The sequence below is a fragment of the Streptomyces sp. NPDC049687 genome, assembly GCF_044465285.1.
GTDB lineage: Bacteria > Actinomycetota > Actinomycetes > Streptomycetales > Streptomycetaceae > Streptomyces.
Genome location: NZ_JBITLN010000015.1, coordinates 159,573 through 178,206 on the forward strand (window position 1 = coordinate 159,573; position 18,634 = coordinate 178,206).

Annotated in this window: 18 protein-coding genes; 12 read left to right on the top strand and 6 right to left on the bottom strand. The window is 69.8% G+C overall.

Annotated features, from left to right (window positions below; translation table 11 throughout):
* Position 1 precedes the first annotated feature (1 nt).
* The gene (locus ACIBVL_RS35630) at positions 2-634 is read right to left on the bottom strand and encodes an AIM24 family protein (protein ID WP_399104071.1); all 633 of its coding nucleotides are present in this window, start codon (positions 632-634) and stop codon (positions 2-4) included.
* Between the two features lie 177 nt (positions 635-811).
* Between ACIBVL_RS35630 and ACIBVL_RS35635 the strand changes: the two genes are divergently transcribed.
* From ACIBVL_RS35635 to ACIBVL_RS35660, 6 genes are all read left to right on the top strand, one after another.
* Positions 812-1,156 carry a DUF3817 domain-containing protein gene (locus ACIBVL_RS35635; RefSeq protein ID WP_399104004.1) on the top strand — a complete coding sequence of 115 codons (345 nt, stop codon included), beginning with the start codon at positions 812-814 and terminating at the stop codon, positions 1,154-1,156.
* Positions 1,153-1,455 (top strand): MTH1187 family thiamine-binding protein, encoded by a 303-nt coding sequence (locus ACIBVL_RS35640; RefSeq protein ID WP_399104006.1) that lies wholly within the window; start codon positions 1,153-1,155, stop codon positions 1,453-1,455. Before ACIBVL_RS35635 ends, ACIBVL_RS35640 begins: the two co-directional genes overlap by 4 nt.
* Positions 1,456-1,850: 395 nt before the next feature.
* Positions 1,851-2,858 (top strand): matrixin family metalloprotease, encoded by a 1,008-nt coding sequence (locus tag ACIBVL_RS35645; protein WP_399104008.1) that lies wholly within the window; start codon positions 1,851-1,853, stop codon positions 2,856-2,858.
* A gap of 90 nt (positions 2,859-2,948) precedes the next feature.
* Positions 2,949-3,458, top strand: a complete 510-nt coding sequence (locus ACIBVL_RS35650; RefSeq protein ID WP_399104010.1) for a MarR family winged helix-turn-helix transcriptional regulator — start codon at positions 2,949-2,951, stop codon at positions 3,456-3,458.
* 43 nt (positions 3,459-3,501) lie between these two features.
* Positions 3,502-3,840, top strand: coding sequence for a DUF3817 domain-containing protein (locus ACIBVL_RS35655; protein ID WP_399104012.1), 339 nt, complete (start codon positions 3,502-3,504; stop codon positions 3,838-3,840).
* A gap of 72 nt (positions 3,841-3,912) precedes the next feature.
* Positions 3,913-5,613: a methylmalonyl-CoA mutase gene (locus tag ACIBVL_RS35660; RefSeq protein ID WP_399104014.1), complete on the top strand. Its 1,701-nt coding sequence runs from the start codon at positions 3,913-3,915 to the stop codon at positions 5,611-5,613.
* Between the two features lie 28 nt (positions 5,614-5,641).
* Here ACIBVL_RS35660 and ACIBVL_RS35665 read toward each other — a convergent pair whose 3' ends face one another.
* Positions 5,642-6,259, bottom strand: a complete 618-nt coding sequence (locus ACIBVL_RS35665; protein WP_399104016.1) for a TetR/AcrR family transcriptional regulator — start codon at positions 6,257-6,259, stop codon at positions 5,642-5,644.
* A gap of 250 nt (positions 6,260-6,509) precedes the next feature.
* On the opposite strand from ACIBVL_RS35665, the gene ACIBVL_RS35670 reads away from it, so the two are divergent.
* The 4 genes from ACIBVL_RS35670 (at position 6,510) to ACIBVL_RS35685 (ending at position 10,888) form a co-directional block, all read left to right on the top strand.
* The gene (locus ACIBVL_RS35670) at positions 6,510-7,484 is read left to right on the top strand and encodes a tetratricopeptide repeat protein (protein ID WP_399104018.1); all 975 of its coding nucleotides are present in this window, start codon (positions 6,510-6,512) and stop codon (positions 7,482-7,484) included.
* Between the two features lie 649 nt (positions 7,485-8,133).
* Positions 8,134-8,781 carry a DUF6230 family protein gene (locus tag ACIBVL_RS35675; protein WP_399104020.1) on the top strand — a complete coding sequence of 216 codons (648 nt, stop codon included), beginning with the start codon at positions 8,134-8,136 and terminating at the stop codon, positions 8,779-8,781.
* 126 nt (positions 8,782-8,907) lie between these two features.
* The gene (locus ACIBVL_RS35680; protein ID WP_399104022.1) at positions 8,908-9,534 is read left to right on the top strand and encodes a DUF6114 domain-containing protein; all 627 of its coding nucleotides are present in this window, start codon (positions 8,908-8,910) and stop codon (positions 9,532-9,534) included.
* The gene (locus ACIBVL_RS35685) at positions 9,524-10,888 is read left to right on the top strand and encodes a hypothetical protein (RefSeq protein ID WP_399104024.1); all 1,365 of its coding nucleotides are present in this window, start codon (positions 9,524-9,526) and stop codon (positions 10,886-10,888) included. The genes ACIBVL_RS35680 and ACIBVL_RS35685 overlap by 11 nt, the downstream gene beginning before the upstream one ends.
* A 105-nt stretch (positions 10,889-10,993) precedes the next feature.
* Here the strand turns inward: ACIBVL_RS35685 and pyk are convergent, their stop codons facing one another.
* From pyk to pta, 3 genes are all read right to left on the bottom strand, one after another.
* The gene (pyk, locus tag ACIBVL_RS35690) at positions 10,994-12,424 is read right to left on the bottom strand and encodes a pyruvate kinase (RefSeq protein WP_399104026.1); all 1,431 of its coding nucleotides are present in this window, start codon (positions 12,422-12,424) and stop codon (positions 10,994-10,996) included.
* Between the two features lie 117 nt (positions 12,425-12,541).
* Entirely contained in the window at positions 12,542-13,750 is a 1,209-nt protein-coding gene (locus tag ACIBVL_RS35695) for an acetate kinase (protein ID WP_399104028.1), read from the bottom strand.
* Positions 13,747-15,849 (bottom strand): phosphate acetyltransferase, encoded by a 2,103-nt coding sequence (gene pta / locus ACIBVL_RS35700; RefSeq protein WP_399104030.1) that lies wholly within the window; start codon positions 15,847-15,849, stop codon positions 13,747-13,749. The genes ACIBVL_RS35695 and pta overlap by 4 nt, the downstream gene beginning before the upstream one ends.
* Before the next feature lie 309 nt (positions 15,850-16,158).
* Here pta and ACIBVL_RS35705 point away from each other — a divergent pair, with 309 nt between their 5' ends.
* Positions 16,159-17,184: an ATP-dependent 6-phosphofructokinase gene (locus tag ACIBVL_RS35705; protein ID WP_399104032.1), complete on the top strand. Its 1,026-nt coding sequence runs from the start codon at positions 16,159-16,161 to the stop codon at positions 17,182-17,184.
* A 91-nt stretch (positions 17,185-17,275) separates the two neighbouring features.
* Positions 17,276-17,719, top strand: a complete 444-nt coding sequence (locus ACIBVL_RS35710; protein ID WP_399104034.1) for a PPOX class F420-dependent oxidoreductase — start codon at positions 17,276-17,278, stop codon at positions 17,717-17,719.
* A gap of 28 nt (positions 17,720-17,747) precedes the next feature.
* Here the strand turns inward: ACIBVL_RS35710 and ACIBVL_RS35715 are convergent, their stop codons facing one another.
* Positions 17,748-18,590, bottom strand: a complete 843-nt coding sequence (locus tag ACIBVL_RS35715) for a 5'-methylthioadenosine/S-adenosylhomocysteine nucleosidase (protein ID WP_399104036.1) — start codon at positions 18,588-18,590, stop codon at positions 17,748-17,750.
* Positions 18,591-18,634 lie beyond the last annotated feature (44 nt).

Consider the following 18,634-nt stretch of genomic DNA (forward strand, 5'->3'; position numbering starts at 1 on the left):
CTCAGACGTCCCCCGCGATCGTGTTGCGCTCACTCGGCTGGACGTACACCAGGCCGTCCCCCTCGAACCGGATCTGGAAGGCCTCGCCGCCGCCCTCGCCCATGAATGTGCGGAAGGTCACACCGGACTGGAAGGACTGCCGGACATTGCCCTGGTGCGCGATGTACGCCCCCGGGTCGACCGTCAGCGGGTACTGCGGGCTGACCCGCAGCACGACCGCCGGGCCGTCGGACATGATCGCCGCCTGGCCGTGGCCCTCCACGGTCGTCGTGAACAGCCCGTTGCCCTGCGAGGCGCCGCGCAGGCCGGTGAAACTGGTCCCCGTCCTGAGCCCCGCGTCCGTCGCGAGCAGGTTGCTCGACTCCACGTACAGCTTGTCTCCCTGGAGACTGACGAGGTTGATCTCGGAGGCCCGGTCGGCGAACCAGCACGTCCCCTGTCCCCTCACCTCCATCACGGTCATCTGCTCGCCGGTGAGCCGCCGGGTCACCATCCCCCGGAGCCCCTCACCGCCGCCACTGAGCTTCTTGAAGGCCATCTGACCGTCGTACGCGACCATCGAGCCGTTCTTCGCCTTCACGGCGTCCCCGGTCATGTCGACGGCGAGCACCTTGCTGCCTTGCAGTCGGAACATCGCCACGCTGCGAAAGGTAGCGGCCGGACGGGTGCGCGGAACAGCACCCGTGGGTGGAGAACGACCCTGACCGCACCCCGAGGCGGACCGTTTGTCACAATGGGCGAATGCTTGTGCGTGCATTCACAAGCCCGCCCGTTCCCCCGCCAGCTCATCGAGCGTCTCCGAAGGTGACCCGTGGACCTGAAGACAGCCTCCGCCCTCCGCCGCCTCCGTCTGGTCTCCGCGCCCGAGGCCATCTCCTTCCTCCTGCTGCTCGTCTGCTCGGTGCTGAAGCGGACCACGGACTTCAACGCGGTCCCCGTGATGGGCATGGTCCACGGTGTGCTGTTCATCCTGTACGTGCTCTTCTGGGCGGACGCCTGGAACCGCACGAAGTGGTCGCTGGGCACCGCGTCCCTCTACTTCGTCCTCTCCGTCCTGCCGACCGGCGGCTTCTTCGCCGAGCGCAAGCTGCGCCGGGCGGCCGAGGACGCGGTGATCGCCTCCCGCGCCCGCAAGGAAGGGGTCGTGAACGCATGATCGTCGCCTTCTCCGTCACCCCGCTGGGCGTCGGCGACGACGTCGGGGAGTACGTCGCCGAAGCCGTCCGGGTGGTCCGCGAGTCCGGCCTGCCGAACCGCACCGACGCGATGTTCACCTCGGTCGAGGGCGAGTGGGACGAGGTCATGGACGTCGTCAGGCGCGCCGTCGCCGCCGTCGAGGAACGCGCCCCCCGCGTCTCCCTCGTCCTCAAGGCGGACATCCGCCCCGGCGTGACGGACGGCCTCACCTCCAAGGTGGAGACCGTGGAGAGGCACCTGGCGGCACGGGGGGAGTAGCGGCCACCGGCCCGGGCCGGGCGCAAGCGCGTCGCAGGTGCCGCCGGGCCACCGGGCCCGGTTCCGCCGCGAGCGGTTCGTCGACCGGGCCGAAGCGGTGGGGGACCGGCGCCTGATCGGGCGCCTCCTCACGGGCGAAGCCGTAGGTCGATCCGGGTGAAAGCGAAGTCCCCTCGCGGAGGCCGGGAGGGCTCCTGTGCCCGCGTCCGCACCGCGTCGAGGCCGGTGCGAAAGTGTGGACATCTGGTGAGCGTCAGGTGAATTCCCCAGGTGGGAAGGGCGTTTGACGATCGCTCAAACGCCGTGCGAACGGCAGCACGCGTGTTTGAGTCGTCACCCGATCGGGCGACTGGGGGAAGGGTTTCGACCCCGAGGGCCATGGCTAACCTCTCCCGGTGTCGATCAAGTCCTGTGTGATGAACCGTTGTTCGGCCGCCGTGCTGCTGGTGGCCTCGCTGGCGCTCCTGGCGTCCGGGGGCGGCGCGCACATGCGTGCGGAAGGCTCCGGCCAGGCGTGCGTGCTCGCACCCGGCGACCTGACCGTCGACGACCTTCCCGCCGGGTCCTCCGTGACCCGCTGCGGTGCCGTGGGCCGCTTGGTCACCCACGCCGGCGTCGGCCTCACGGTCCCCGAGCCCGGCACGAAGGTCAGCGTCGACGCCCTCACGGCGGACGGCACCACGCACGGCTTCACCCTGGCGGTAGCCGCCGACGGCACGGTGTCCTACGCCTACGACGACGCGACCCACGCGACGGAGGGGGCCGGTGCGCGCCTGACGGCGGGCAACCGCTCCGGCGCCCCCTCGCCCTGCGCCGACACCGCCTACTCCACCGCCGACCGCAAGGAGTACGGCACGTACCAGTGGTTCGTCGGTGACGGCCCCCAGCCGGGCGACCTGCCGCGCCGGGAGGTCCGCCAGGCCTTCGAGGAGGCCATCGCCACCATCATCCACGGCCGCAACGACTGCGGTCTCGACGACACCATCAGGGCGAAGGCGAGGTTCCTGTCCGCCACCGGCCGCGAGGCAGGCATCGACCCCCAGGCACGCTGCACCGGACGCGACGGCCTGAGCGTCTGGGACGCCGGCGACCTCAGCAGCGACTCCGTCGCCACGACCTGCTCATGGAGCCGTCCGGTCTTCCGCGGCCCGGACCGGCTGCTGGAGGCCGACGTCCGCTTCAACATCCACGACTACAGGTTCACCAACAGCCCCTCGGGCGCCTGCGACGGCTCCTACGACATCCGCAGTGTCGCCACCCACGAGGCCGGCCATGTCTTCGGGCTGGGCCACGCCGGCGCCGGCCACGAGAACCTCACCATGTACGCGAACTCCTTCGCCTGCTCCACCACCGCCCGCACCCTCGGCAGGGGAGACGTCCTCGGCCTGCGCAGCCTCTACTGAATCCGCCGTGGCGGCCCGCGCGGACGCCCCTGCTGACCGAAGGTCGAGACGGGGCTGACCGGGATATGACCGGCGGGTAGGGTCGGTGCCGTGCCGAAGCCGCTCAGTCTTCCCTTCGATCCCATCGCCCGAGCCGACGAGCTCTGGAAGCAGCGCTGGGGCAGCGTGCCGTCGATGGCCGCGATCACGTCGATCATGCGCGCCCACCAGATCCTGCTCGCCGAGGTCGACGCGGTGGTCAAGCCGTACGGGCTGACGTTCGCCCGCTACGAGGCGCTGGTGCTGCTCACCTTCTCCAAGGAGGGCGAGCTGACCATGTCGAAGATCGGCGAGCGGCTCCAGGTGCACCCCACGTCCGTGACGAACACCGTCGACCGCCTGGTGAGGTCGGGGCTGGTCGCCAGGCGCCCCAACCCCAACGACGGCCGCGGCACCCTCGCCGTCATCACCGACAAGGGCCGCGAGGTCGTCGAGGCCGCCACCCGCGACCTGATGGCGATGGACTTCGGGCTCGGGGTGTACGACGCGGAGGAGTGCGCGGAGATCTTCGCGATGCTGCGGCCGCTACGGGTGGCGGCGCACGACTTCGAAGAGGACTGACCCGGCCCAAGATCTACCGGAACGGGCGGTTACGCTCGACGGCATGAAGAAGAGCGTGCTGACCCGCTACCGCGTCATGGCCTACGTCACCGGTGTGCTGCTGGTCCTGCTGACCCTGGGCGTGATCGCCAAGTACGTGTTCGAGCTGGACGGCGCGGACGGTTTCACGCGCGTCGTGGGCATCGCGCACGGCTGGCTCTACGTCGTCTACCTCGTCTTCGCCTTCGACCTGGGCTCCAAGGCGAAGTGGCAGGTCAAGAAGCAGCTGTGGGTGCTGCTGGCCGGGACCATCCCGACGGCCGCCTTCTTCGTGGAGCGCAACGTCACACGCGAGCTGGAATCCGAGGTCACCGACGCCGCGCCGGCCGTCGCCAAGGCGTAGCACCGCCGCCGTACCCACACGTACGGCGGTTTGCCATCGACATTTACTAGGACGTCCTAGTAAATTTGAAGCATGGACGCTGACGCCATCGAAGAGGGCCGCCGCCGCTGGCAGGCCCGGTACGACGCTTCGCGCAAGCGCGACGCCGACTTCACCACGCTCTCCGGGGATTCCGTGGAGCCGGTGTACGGGCCCCGGCCGGGCGACACGTACGAGGGCTTCGAGCGGATCGGCTGGCCGGGTGAGTATCCCTTCACCCGCGGCCTGTATCCGACCGGCTACCGGGGGCGTGCGTGGACGATCCGGCAGTTCGCCGGGTTCGGCAACGCCGAGCAGACCAATGAGCGCTACAAGATGATCCTGGCCAACGGCGGCGGGGGCCTCTCGGTGGCCTTCGACATGCCGACCCTGATGGGCCGCGACTCCGACGACGGGCGCTCGCTGGGCGAGGTCGGGCACTGTGGGGTCGCCATCGACTCGGCCGCCGACATGGAGGTCCTCTTCAAGGACATCCCGCTCGGTGACGTGACGACCTCCATGACCATCAGCGGGCCGGCCGTCCCGGTCTTCTGCATGTACCTGGTCGCCGCCGAGCGGCAGGGCGTCGACCCCTCCGTCCTCAACGGCACGCTCCAGACGGACATCTTCAAGGAGTACATCGCGCAGAAGGAGTGGCTCTTCCAGCCCGAGCCGCATCTGCGCCTCATCGGCGACCTGATGGAGTACTGCGCGGCCGGCATCCCCGCCTACAAGCCGCTCTCCGTCTCCGGCTACCACATCCGCGAGGCCGGCTCGACGGCCGCGCAGGAGCTGGCCTACACCCTGGCGGACGGCTTCGGATACGTGGAGCTGGGACTGTCGCGCGGCCTCGACGTCGACCTCTTCGCGCCGGGCCTGTCCTTCTTCTTCGACGCGCACGTCGATTTCTTCGAGGAGATCGCCAAGTTCCGTGCCGCGCGCCGGATCTGGGCGCGGTGGATGCGGGACGTGTACGGGGCGAGGAGCGACAAGGCGCAGTGGCTGCGCTTCCACACCCAGACCGCCGGTGTCTCGCTGACCGCCCAGCAGCCGTACAACAACGTGGTGCGCACGGCGGTGGAGGCGCTCGCCGCGGTTCTCGGCGGCACCAACTCCCTGCACACCAACGCCCTGGACGAGACCCTCGCGCTGCCGAGCGAGCAGGCCGCCGAGATCGCGCTGCGCACGCAGCAGGTGCTGATGGAGGAGACCGGCGTCGCCAACGTGGCCGATCCGCTGGGCGGTTCGTGGTACGTCGAGCAGCTGACGGACCGGATCGAGGCCGACGCGGAGAAGATCTTCGAGCAGATCAGGGAGCGGGGGCTGCGGGCCCACCCCGACGGACGGCACCCCATCGGACCCATCACCTCCGGCATCCTGCGCGGCATCGAGGACGGCTGGTTCACCGGTGAGATCGCCGAGTCCGCCTTCCGCTACCAGCAGTCCCTGGAGAAGGGCGACAAGCGGGTCGTCGGAGTCAACGCCCACACCGGGTCCGTCACCGGCGACCTGGAGATCCTGCGCGTCAGCCACGAGGTGGAGCGCGAGCAGGTGCGGATGCTCAAGGAGCGCAAGGCGGCACGGGACGAGGCGCACGTACGGGCCGCGCTGGACGCCATGCTGGACGCCGCCCGCGACGGCTCCAACATGATCGGCCCGATGCTGGACGCCGTACGGGCCGAGGCGACCCTGGGCGAGATCTGCGACGCGCTGCGGGACGAGTGGGGGGTGTACACGGAACCGGCCGGGTTCTAGGTGCCGCGGCACTGGCCGGTTCCGGACCTCAGGCCGAACCCGCCAACCCCAGCAGAAGCACGCTCGTGAAACTCCGTACCCACTCCTCGTCCGCGGGTTCGGCGCTCACGAGGGTGCGGTGGACGACCGCGCCCGCGACGACGTCGAAGATGAGGTCGGCGGTGCGGGCGGCCTCCTCGGGGTCGGTCTGCGGGGGGAGTTCGCCGCGGGCCTGGGCGCGGGTGCGGCCCTCCAGGACGAGGTGCTTCTGGGGTTCCACGATGGAGGCGCGGATGCGTTCGCGCAGCGCGTCGTCGCGGGTGGACTCCGCGACCACGGCCATCAGGCCGCTCCTGGCCGCGGGGAGTTCCAGGATCGCCGCGAACCGCAGCACCACGCCCTCGATGTCGGCGTCCAGGCTGCCCCGGTCGGGGAGTTCCAGTTCGGCGAAGAGTTCGGCGACCGCGTCGACGACCAGTTCGTTCTTGCCGGCCCAGCGGCGGTACAGGGTGGTCTTCGCGACCCCGGCGCGAGTCGCCACGTCCCCGAGGGTGAGTTTCGACCAGCCCAGTTCGACCAGCGCCTCCCGTGTCGCGGCCAGGATCGCGGCGTCCGCGGCGGCGCTGCGCGGGCGGCCGGTGCGGCCAACGGGGGTGCGGCTCTGCATTCCCCGACCATAACCGCCGGTTCGCGGCCTATCGGAGACTCCGTCGCCGTGAGGGAGATCACGGCGGGGCGCTGTTGCGCAGACACTCAGTGCCATTACGCTACGACCCGTAGCGAAAGCGTGTGGCGAGGCTCGGGACGGACGTATCGCGAGCCGCGAGAGCGGGTGTGGGGTGGGGACCCCGGCGCCTGGGCAGAAACGCTTTCGGAACGCTTTTCACGTATACGCGCGGACGGGGGAGGATAGACGCATGCAGCCACGGAACATGTCCATGAGCGGAGTCGTCGACCTCGCCGCGGTGAAGGCGGCCCAGGAGGCCAAGGCGAAGGCGGAGCAGGCGCGCGCCGAAGCGGCCCGGCAGGGTGGCGCGGGGGCCGTCTCCCCGGCCGATCTCGTCATCGACGTCGACGAGGCGGGCTTCGAGCGCGATGTCCTGCAGCGGTCCGCCGAGGTACCGGTCGTCATCGACTTCTGGGCCGAGTGGTGCCAGCCCTGCAAGCAGCTGAGCCCGGTCCTGGAGCGGCTCGCCGTCGAGTACAACGGCCGCTTCCTGCTCGCCAAGATCGATGTCGACGCCAACCAGATGCTGATGCAGCAGTTCGGGGTACAGGGGATCCCCGCGGTGTTCGCCGTCGTCGCGGGGCAGGCGCTGCCGCTCTTCCAGGGGGCCGCCGCGGAGGCGCAGATCCGGCAGACCCTCGACCAGCTGGTGCAGGTCGCCGAGCAGCGGTTCGGGCTCACCGGCCTGACCGTCGACCCCGACGCCGAGCCCGGGGGCGAGCAGCCGGCCGCCGCCGTTGCGCCCGGCCCGTACGACGGGCTCCTCGAGGCCGCCGTACAGGCGCTGGACGCCGGGGACTTCGGCGGTGCGGTGCAGGCGTACAAGAACGTACTCGCCGATGACCCCGCGAACACGGAGGCGAAACTCGGGCTGGCCCAGGCCGAGTTGCTGCAGCGGGTGGGGAGCATGGACCCGCAGCAGGTACGCAAGGACGCGGCCGAGAAGCCGGCGGACGTCCAGGCGCAGATCGCCGCCGCCGACCTGGACCTGGTGGGTGGTCATGTGGAGGACGCGTTCGGGCGGCTCATCGAGACCGTGCGGGGCACGGCCGGCGACGACCGGGACGCCGTACGGCTGCGCCTGCTTGAACTGTTCGAGGTGGTCGGCCCCGACGACCCCCGGGTCGCGGCGGCCCGACGGGCGTTGGCGCGCGCCCTGTTCTGAGCCGACGGGCGTGCGGTTCTGACCAGTCGCTAAACGTCGGGGCCTGTGGTTCCCGGGTGAAAGTTCCGCCGAGATGGTTCCCCAGCGGCCGCGCTTTACCAAATCTTGGTAATCGCGGCCGCTGTTACTGGAAGTAAGGCGGGGGCGTTGATGTGTCAGGTTCTGTCCAGCGATCAACAGTTTTGTTCTGGGCCCCGTTGCCACCCTGTGTCGCCGCCCGAGACCTCTGGGTCGTTGTTCGGTTATCCGGCCGTTACTAGCGAGTAACGAACCCCCTTGTGCGGGCGGCGAGAATGCACCACGATCGGCCACGCTCGGTCCATTCCCGTACCCCGACAGCCGGTTGGGTCAACGGGTTTTCCTGGGTCCCCACCGAGCAGAGCCGACGGCACATGGCGCCGGCTCTTGGGCAGGGGGGTCTTCGCCGCTCGGTGAAGCCTGTCCAGCAAGGTTGTGCGTGATGCGTGTCAGGCGCGACCAGTGGTTGTCGCTCGGGGGTGATCGCCGGTGATCGGTGCGCGGTTCGCGCCTGAGAGACGGGCGCTCCCCTTCCCGAGGACGTAGCACTTCTCCCATCCCTGCCCGGCTGGGCCGCCGCATAAGTGGGGCGAGTCGGGGTCAGGAGATGTACGTCCGAGAAGGAGGAAATATGGAGTCCCAGGTGCGTGGCGGGACCAGATGGAAGCGGTTCGCTGTGGTCATGGTGCCCAGCGTCGCCGCCACGGCAGCGATAGGCGTGGCCCTCGCACAGGGTGCGCTTGCCGCGTCGTTCAGTGTGTCGGGTCAGTCGTTCAAGGTCAGCGCGGACTACCTGCACGGTGACGGCTTCTCGCAGTACGGGGCCGTCGACGCGGGCAAGTCTCTCGACGGCAAGGACCAGCTGCACCCGGTCGCGGTGTCCGCGTTCGACGACGCCACGATCACCAACATGTGTCAGTCGGTCACCACCCCGGGCATCCCGCTGCTCGGCAGTGTCACGCTGACGCTGAACGCGGGTACGGGCAAGGACAAGGTCCAGGCCCACAGCCTGTACATCGACGTCGAGGACCTGCAGACGTCGAAGGCCGTGTTCAACGGCATCGACATCGGTCTGGGCGCCGACAGCATCACCAAGGGCCCCAAGATCAAGCAGGGCGAGGTCGACCAGAAGCAGACGTACTCGCACGGGTTCGCCCAGCAGGCCACGTCGGCTGACCTCTACGACGTGAAGCAGACGGCGTGGGCGACCACTGCCGGTACCTTCACGCTGCCCGACCTGCACATGTCGCTGGCAACCGGTTCCAAGGGCTGCTACTAGCGCTCTGTGACGGGCGGGGGAGCCGAGTGCGTCCCCGCCCGTCCTGCTTCACCCCTCATGACCCCCCCCACATCCCACGCAGTACCACCCTCACCACAGAAACGCCGCACCAGGGAGCTGTTTTCCATGAGCGCCGAGACTTCCGCCGCACCCGGCCGGTTCACTCGCTGGAGGCTGCAGTTCCGCGCCTGGCGGGGCACGAGGCCGTTCTGGGCCGGTCTGTTCATGATGATCGGCGGCGTTCCGATCATGTACTTCCCCTACGCGCACCTCACGATCGGTCAGCTGACGGTGCGTATGTCCACCACGGCCGGCGCCGGATCACTCATCATCGGCGTCCTGCTCGTCGTCCTGGGCATCAGCCTCTGGTTCCAGAAGCACATCCGAACCTTCGCGGGCGTGGCGGCGATCCTGCTGGCGCTGGTGTCCCTCCCCGTCTCCAACTTCGGTGGCTTCATCGTGGGCTTCCTGTTCGGAATGATCGGCGGGGCGATGGCCGTGGCCTGGGTACCGGGCGTACCGCCCGCGCCGGAGGCGACGGAGACGGCGGCGGGCGAAGGCGGCGCCCCCGAGGGCGCGTTCCCCGCGGGCACCGCCCCGGCGGGCGAGCCCGTGGAGAACCCGTACAGCACGGGCCCGGCCCTCACCAAGGAGCCGCTCCTCAGCGAGGAAGCCGACGGCACGGGCGAGCCGAACGATCTGTCAGGAACGAGCCCGGCGAACGGGGCGAACGGGAGGCACAGTGTCGGCTGACGAGGTGACCCACGGGACGGACGTGGACGCGTCCCGTGCGAGAACCGGGCCGCGCCATGCGGCGCCCAAGAAGCCGCTGTTCGCCAGATTCCACATGCCGGCCGGCAAGGCGATAGCCCTGGCGGCGATGCCGACGGCGGTCCTCATGGGCATGGGGTTCACGCCGACGCTGGCCCAGGCGGACGACACTCCGACGTCGCGGAGCCTGACGGCCGAGGAGTACGAGGAGTGCGTCAAGGCCATGACGGCCGACGCGTCCGCCTCGGCGTCGCCGTCGGCCTCGGCGTCCTCCGGCGACTCCAAGGACGACTCCTCGTCCGACGACAGCTCCACGAGCGGCTCGAAGGACACCTCGAAGGACACCTCGAAGGACACCCAGAGCGGTTCTGGGGGCTCCTCCTCGTCGGATTCGGGTTCCGGCGACGGGGCCGAGCCCTCGCCGGCCGCGTCCTCCGAGGCCGGCTCCTCCACGGAGACGTCGGAGAACTCGGCGTCCTCGTCCTCCGGTGACACCGCGACGGCGAGCCCGTCGGCCACCGAGACGAGCAAGAACGTCCTGGACACCATCGGGGACGCCATTACGGACCTCTTCGACGGTGACAGCTCCTCCTCCGACTCCACCGCGAGCGCCTCCCCGAGCCCGTCGGCCTCCGCGTCCGCCTCGGACGGCTCCGGCGACAGCGGCGAGGACACCTCCTCCGGCTCCTCCGACACCGCCAAGAAGACCACCGAGAAGGTCACCGGCACGGTGAAGGACACCGTGAAGGACGCCGCCGGCGCGGCCTCCGAGGCGGCCGACGACGCCAGCGACGCCGCGAAGGACGCCGCCGAGGACGCCACGGCCTCTCCGAGCCCCTCGGCGAGCTCCACCACGGACGTCGACGACTGCCCGGTCGCCACGGACGACGAGAGCGGGATCGACAACAAGCTCCCGGTGCCCGACGACCCCTGGTACCTGAACGCCAGCTCCCTGCTCCTCAAGGGCGCCGACTACCAGGGCATCGTCAAGGTGAAGACCTCGGGCGGCAAGACCAAGGAGGTGCTGAAGTACGTCATCTCCGACGGCACGGAGATCGGCGACCTGCACCAGACGGTGAACGACAAGCTGTCCGGCAAGACGTACCACGTGCAGGCCGGCCCGGGGCCGAAGTCCACGATCACCGGCGGCCCCACGGTCATGTACACCGAGAGCATCTCGGGCAACCTGTTCGGTCTGATCCCGGTCACCTTCAGCCCGGAGAACCCGCCGCCGCTGAACATCCCGCTGATCTACTTCACCAACGTGAAGGTCCAGCAGGCCGGCCAGTTCGGCGGCAACCTGACCGTCCCCGGGCTCCACCAGTACATCACCTGAGCCGCCCCAGGGGCCCCGTCGGGGCCTGAACGCACCGGAGGGCGCCCCCTGGTTCCAGGGGGCGCCCTCGGCGTCGTACAAGGCCTTCGCGGGGCCTTTCGGTCATCAGCCGGCGGAGCCGCCGCCGAGGTGGTGGACGCGGAGCATGTTGGTGGTGCCGGGGACGCCGGGCGGGGAGCCGGCGGTGATGATGACGATCTCGCCCGGGTCGAAGCGGTTGATCTTGGCGATCTCCTGGTCGACCATGTCGACCATTTCGTCGGTCGAGTTCACGAACGGCACGATGTGCGACTCGACGCCCCAGCTGAGCGCCAGCTGGTTGCGGGTGCCCTCGTCGGTGGTGAAGGCGACGATCGGCTGGGACGCCCGGTAGCGGGAGAGCCGGCGGGCGGTGTCGCCGGACTGGGTGAAGGCCACCAGGCCCCGGCCGCCGAGGAAGTCGGCGATCTCGCAGGCGGCACGGGCGATCGAACCGCCCTGCGTGCGCGGCTTCTTGCCCGGCACTAGCGGCTGCAGGCCCTTGCTCAGCAGCTCCTGCTCGGCGGCGGTGACGATCTTCGACATCGTCTTCACGGTCTCGATCGGGTACGCGCCCACGCTCGACTCCGCCGACAGCATGACCGCGTCCGCGCCGTCCAGGATCGCGTTGGCCACGTCGGAGGCCTCGGCGCGGGTCGGACGGGAGTTGGTGATCATCGACTCCATCATCTGGGTCGCCACGATCACCGGCTTGGCGTTGCGCCGGCACAGCTCGATCAGGCGCTTCTGCACCATGGGGACCCGCTCCAGCGGGTACTCGACGGCGAGGTCGCCGCGGGCGACCATGACACCGTCGAACGCCATCACGACGTCCTCCATGTTCTCCACCGCCTGCGGCTTCTCCACCTTGGCGATGACGGGGACGCGGCGGCCCTCCTCGTCCATGACCCGGTGGACGTCGGCGACGTCCTTGGCGTCCCGGACGAAGGACAGTGCGACCAGGTCGGCGCCCATGCGCAGCGCGAACCGCAGGTCATCGATGTCCTTCTCGCTCAGCGCGGGCACGTTGACGGCCGCGCCGGGCAGGTTGATGCCCTTGTGGTCGGAGATGACACCGCCCTCGATGACGATCGTCCGCACCCGCGGGCCCTCGACGTCCAGGACCTTCAGTTCGACGTTGCCGTCGTTGATCAGGATCTGGTCGCCGCGGTCGACGTCACCGGGCAGCCCCTTGTACGTCGTACCGCAGATCGTCTTGTCGCCGGGGACGTCCTCGGTGGTGATGACGAACTCGTCACCCCGCACCAGCTCCACCGGGCCCTCGGCGAAGGTCTCGAGACGGATCTTGGGGCCCTGGAGGTCGGCGAGGACACCGACGGCCCGGCCGGTCTCCTTGGCGGCGGCACGGACCCGGTCGTACCGGCCCTGGTGTTCGGCGTGCGTGCCGTGGCTGAAGTTGAAACGGGCCACGTTCATGCCGGCCTCGATCAGCGACACGAGCATCTCGTGGGAGTCGACCGCGGGGCCGAGAGTACAGACGATTTTCGAACGGCGCATGGGGCGATCCTATCGGTTTGTTTCGCTACGGAATATTCCGTCTAGCGGAAGATACAAATGGGCGGGTTCGCGCTCAGTTGCTTTCCTGCTCAGTTGTCACGGAGGTGGAGTCGCACATCAATACCGACCGATCAATGCGTAGGTCTGTGTGGCGATCTCGAGTTCCTCGTCCGTAGGCACCACGGCGACCGCCACCCGGGCGTCCGCGGGCGAGATCAGCCGCGGCTCGTCGCCGCGTACGGCGTTGAGCCCGCCGTCCACCGCCAGGCCCAGGGTCTCCAGACCGGCGACGGCCGCCGCGCGCACCTCGGCGGCGTTCTCGCCGACCCCGGCGGTGAACGCGATCGCGTCCACCCGCCCGAGTACGGCGTAATAGGCGCCGATGTACTTCTTCAGCCGGTGAATGTAGATGTCGAAGGCGAGCTTCGCCTGCGCGTCCCCCTCGTCGATCCGGCGCCGGATCTCCCGCATGTCGTTGTCGCCGCACAGCCCGATGAGCCCGCTCTTCTTGTTGAGAAGAGTGTCGATTTCATCGATGGACATTCCGCCAACACGCGCCAAATGGAAGATGACGGCCGGATCGGTGTCTCCGGAGCGCGTACCCATCACCAGCCCCTCCAAGGGCGTCAGCCCCATGGAGGTGTCCACGCACCTGCCCCCCTCCACCGCCGACGCCGACGCACCGTTGCCGAGGTGCAGCACGATGACGTTCACCTCTTCGGGCGCCTTGCCGAGCAGCTTCGCCGTCGCCCGGGAGACGTACGCGTGCGAGGTCCCGTGGAAGCCGTAGCGCCGGATCCGGTGCGCGTCGGCGGTCTCGACGTCGATCGCGTAGCGGGCGGCCGCCTCCGGCATCGTCGTGTGGAAGGCGGTGTCGAACACGGCGACCTGCGGCAGGTCCGGCCGCAGGCCCCGCGCGGTCCGGATCCCGGTCAGGTTCGCGGGGTTGTGCAGGGGCGCGACCGGGATCAGCCGCTCGATCTCGGCGAGCACGGTGTCGTCGATGACGGTCGGCTCGGTGAAGTGCCTCCCGCCGTGCACGACCCGGTGCCCGATGGCGGCGAGTTCGGGGGAGTCGAGCCCGAGGCCGTCCTTGCCGAGTTCCTCGGCCACGGCCTTCAGCGCGGCCTCGTGATCGGCGATCGGCCCGGTCCACTCACGGGCCCGGTCGCCGCTGGCGAGGGGCGTGTGCCTGAGCCGCGAGGACTGCTCACCGATGCGCTCGACGAGTCCGTTCGCCAGCCGGCTGCCGTCGCGCATGTCGAGCAGCTGGTACTTCACCGACGAGGAGCCGGAGTTGAGGACGAGGACGCGGGTGGCGCTCACTGGGCGGTTGCCTTCTCGGTCGGGGAGCTGGTCGGGGTCTGGGCCTGGATGGCCGTGATGGCGACGGTGTTGACGATGTCCTGGACGAGGGCGCCCCGGGACAGGTCGTTGACCGGCTTGCGCAGACCCTGCAGTACCGGCCCCACGGCGATCGCGCCGGCCGAACGCTGCACGGCCTTGTAGGTGTTGTTGCCGGTGTTGAGGTCGGGGAAGATCAACACGCTGGCCTGACCGGCGACTTCGGAGCCCGGCAGCTTGGTGGCGGCGACGGTGGGTTCGACGGCGGCGTCGTACTGGATGGGCCCCTCGATCCTGAGGTCCGGGCGGCTTCGCCGGACGAGCTCGGTGGCCTCCCGCACCTTGTCGACGTCGGCGCCCGACCCGGACGTACCCGTCGAGTAGGAGAGCATCGCGATCCGCGGCTCCACGCCGAAGCGGGCGGCGGTGGCGGCCGACTGGACGGCGATGTCGGCGAGCTGCTCGGCGTCGGGGTCGGGGTTCACGGCGCAGTCGCCGTAGACGAGGACCTTGTCGGCGAGGCACATGAAGAAGACGGACGACACGATGGACGCGTCCGGCTTGGTCTTGATGATCTCGAAGGCGGGCCGGATGGTGGCGGCCGTGGAGTGCACGGACCCGGAGACCATGCCGTCGGCGAGGCCCTCCTGCACCATCAGCGTCCCGAAGTAGTTCACGTCGGAGACGACGTCGTAGGCCAGCTCGACGGTGACGCCCTTGTGGGCGCGGAAGCCCGCGTACAGCTCGGCGAAGGAGTCGCGCAGCTCACTGGTGGCCGGGTCGATCAGCTGGCAGTCGCCGAGGTCGATGCCCAGGTCGGCGGCCTTCTTGCGGATCTGGTCGACGGGACCGAGGAGGGTGAGGTCGCAGACGCCGCGGCGCAGCAGCACCTCGGCGGCGTGCAGCACCCGCTCCTCGGTCCCCTCGGGCAGCACGACCCGTCGCCTGTCGGAGCGGGCCTGTTCGAGGAGCTTGTGCTCGAACATCATCGGGGTGAGGCGGTCGCTGCTGGGCGCGGAGACGCGGCGCAGCAGCTCGGCGGTGTCGACGTGCCGCTCGAACACACCGAGGGCGGTCTCGGCCTTGCGCGGGGTGGCCGCGTTCAGCTTGCCCTCCAGGGAGAACAGCTGCTCGGCGGTGGGGAAGCTGAGGCCGGGCACCGATATGACGGGGGTGCCGGGGGCGAGCCGGGCGGCGAGGGTGAGGATCTCGTCGGTCGGGACCTCGTTGAGGGTGAGCACCACACCGGCGATCGGCGGGGTGCCGGCGCTGTGCGCGGCGAGCGAGCCGACGACCAGGTCGGCGCGGTCGCCCGGGGTGACGACCAGACAGCCGGGGGTCAGCGCGCTCAGGAAGTTCGGCAGCATCGCGCCGCCGAAGACGAAGCCGAGGGCGTCCCGGGCCAGCCCCGAGTCGTCGCCGAGCAGCACCTTCGCGCCGAGGGCGTGGGCGACCTGCGAGACGGTGGGCGCGGAGAGGGCGGGCTCGTCGGGGAGGACGTAACAGGGGACGGGCAGGCGGTCGGCGAGACGGGAGGCGATCTCCTCGCGGTCCTCGCGGGCCACGCGGTTGGTGATCATGGCGAGGACGTCACACCCGAGGCCCTCGTAGGCCCGGTAGGCGTTGCGGGTCTCGGCGAGCACGGACTCCGCGGTCTGCTTGCGGCCGCCGACGACGGGGATCACGGCGGCGCCGAACTCGTTCGCCAGGCGCGCGTTGAGCGCCAGCTCGTCCGGGAACTGGGTGTCGGCGTAGTCCGTCCCCAGGACGAGGACGACGTCGTAGTCGCGGGCGACGAGGTGGAACCGCTCGACGAGCGTCGAGACCAGTTCGTCCGCCCCCTGCTCGGCCTGGAGGGCGGACGCCTCGTGGTAGTCCATGCCGTAGACGGTCGCCGGGGTCTGTGCCAGCCGGTAGCGGGCGCGCAGCAGTTCGAACAGCCGGTCGGGCCCGTCGTGGACGAGAGGGCGGAAGACGCCCACCCGGTCCACCTGCCGGGTCAGGAGCTCCATGACCCCCAGCTCGACGACCTGGCGGCCGTCGCCGCGGTCGATACCGGTCACGTACACGCTGCGGGTCACGCGAGCACTCCGTTTCGTCTCTGAAGTCTCTGGGGCCTTGGAAGTCTCTGAGGGCTTTGGGCTCGGGTCTCTGGGGCTCGGGTCTCTGGGGCTCGGGGTCTCTGCGTCTCCGGGGTCTCCGGTGGCTCCGAGGCTGTTGGGCCACCGGGGTCACTGGAGTCATAAAAATCGCCCACCTAGGTGAGCAGAACCCTCTTGACAATACCCCTGCGCCTGGTTAAGGCGCCCGTCAAGAGACAGTGCCCTCGGCGGCGTGAAACAATCGGACCTGGCTCACCGGTTACCAACAGCGAGCGGAGACACAGCACGATGCGCATCGGAGTTCTCACCGCAGGTGGCGACTGCCCCGGCCTGAACGCAGTGATCCGGTCGGTGGTGCACCGCGCGGTCGACAACTACGGCGACGAGGTCATCGGCTTCGAGGACGGCTACGCGGGTCTCCTGGACGGCCGCTACCGCACCCTCGACCTCAACGCGGTGAGCGGCATCCTGGCCCGCGGCGGCACGATCCTCGGCTCCTCCCGGCTGGAGCGCGACCGCCTGCGCGAGGCCTGCGAGAGCGCCTCGGACATGATCCACGACTTCGGCATCGACGCGCTGATCCCGATCGGCGGCGAGGGCACGCTGACGGCGGCCCGGATGCTGTCGGACGCGGGCCTCCCGGTGGTCGGCGTCCCCAAGACGATCGACAACGACATCTCCTCGACGGACCGCACCTTCGGCTTCGACACGGCGGTCGGCGTCGCCACCGAGGCGATGGACCGCCTCAAGACGACCGCCGAGTCCCACCAGCGCGTGATGGTCGTCGAGGTCATGGGCCGGCACGCGGGCTGGATCGCGCTGGAGTCCGGAATGGCGGCGGGCGCACACGGCATCTGCCTCCCCGAGCGGCCCTTCGACCCCGCCGACCTGGTGAAGATGGTCGAGGAGCGCTTCGCGCGCGGCAAGAAGTTCGCGGTGATCTGCGTGGCCGAGGGTGCCCACCCGGCCGACGGCACCATGGACTACGGCAAGGGCGCGATCGACAAGTTCGGCCACGAGCGTTTCCAGGGCATCGGTACGGCGTTGGCGTACGAGCTGGAGAAGCGGCTCGGCAAGGAAGCGCGGCCGGTCATCCTCGGGCATGTGCAGCGCGGCGGTGTGCCGACGGCGTACGACCGCGTCCTCGCCACCCGCTTCGGCTGGCACGCGGTGGAGGCGGCGCATCGGGGGGAGTTCGGGATGATGACGGGGCTTCGGGGGACCGATGTGGTGATGGTGTCGTTGGCGGAGGCGGTCACCGAGCTGAAGACGGTGCCCAAGTACCGCATGGATGAGGCCGAGTCGGTTTTCTAGTGCCGCGACGGGGCGAACGTTGCCTGCCGCGGCCCGAGTGCCGCGGCACTGGATTCGTTTCCCCGTTCGGCTTTCGGGGGAGCGTCGCACCATGGACGGTCTCTACGAAGTGAACGGCGAGCTCGACGGTCATGCACGGGAGCGGTTGCTCGCGCCGAACTTCTGGCATCTCGCGACGGTCGGACCGGACGGGGCACCCCAGATCTCTCCGATGTGGGCGGACCTGGAGGGCGACCATGTCATGGTCAACACGTCCATCGGCCGTGTGAAGGAACGCAACCTGCGGCGCAACCCCTGGGTTTCCCTCTCCCACCACGACACCGAGAACCCCTACGACCGGGTGGAGATCCGGGGCCGGGTCGCACGGTTCGTGGAGGGCGAGGAGGCGGACCGGGCGATGGACCGCCTGACCCAGAAGTACATCGGGCAGCCGCGCTATCCCTGGCTGTTGGAGGGCGAGCGGCGCGTGATGCTGCTCATCGAGCCGGTGCGGGTGCGACGGGTGGTGGGGGTGGAGCCGTTCCCCGGGCGGTGAGAACCGATTCCGGGGCGGGGCGGCGCTGCTATTCGCCGGCCTTCTTCCCCACGACAGGCCCGTGAAAGACCCCGTTCCGGAAGTCGATGTGGTCGCCGCCGTACGTCGCGCCGCCCTCACCGCCACGCGCGGAGCCGCCCGACGCCCCACGTCCCCGATGCTTCCGCAGCACCGCCACCGCCACCGCCGCCGCCTGCCGGGCCGCCAAGTCCTGGGAGCCCGAGGCGTCCGCCCTCCGCTTCCCCGCGTCGGCCCGGTCGCTGATCCCCCGGATCACCAGGGCGTCGAGCTGCCCGCCGAGATGAGCCGCATGGGCTGCCCCCGAGCCCTCCGTCTCGATGGCCGCCGCGTCGTTGTAGTGCTCGCGCAGATGTCGGGCGATCTCGGAGCGCGCGTCCGCCAGAACCACGTCACCCGAGGCGATCGGCTTGAAGTGGGCCCGGACCTCCGCCATGTCCCGTACCGCCGAACGCGCCGCCTGCACCAACGCGTTGGAGGCCGGCCAGGCCTCCGGGCGGACCAGGAAGCCCTTCGAGGTCCGCTTGCCGCCCTGCACCGAGTACACCTTCGTACCGATGACGACGTCCCCGATCCCGATCTCGGCCTTCAGGCTGCCTGCCACGCCGACGAACAGCACGGCCTGCGGGCGGAGCCAGTCGATGAGGCGGGTGGTGAGCGCCGCGGTGTGCGCCGTGCCCTCTCCCAGCTCGGCGAGGGCGACCGTCCACGGGGCGCCCTCCAGCCGGCCGCGCTCCACGCGGGTTCCGTCGTCGTGGACGAGTTCCTCGCGGTCGGTGAGATGGGAACGTACGGCGGCGTATTCGAGCGCGAGCGCGGTGAGGATCACAACGGTGGGGCTTGTCTCCGGCACCCCACTAATCTACTTGGCACGTGGTCTACGGGGGAGGGGAGTTG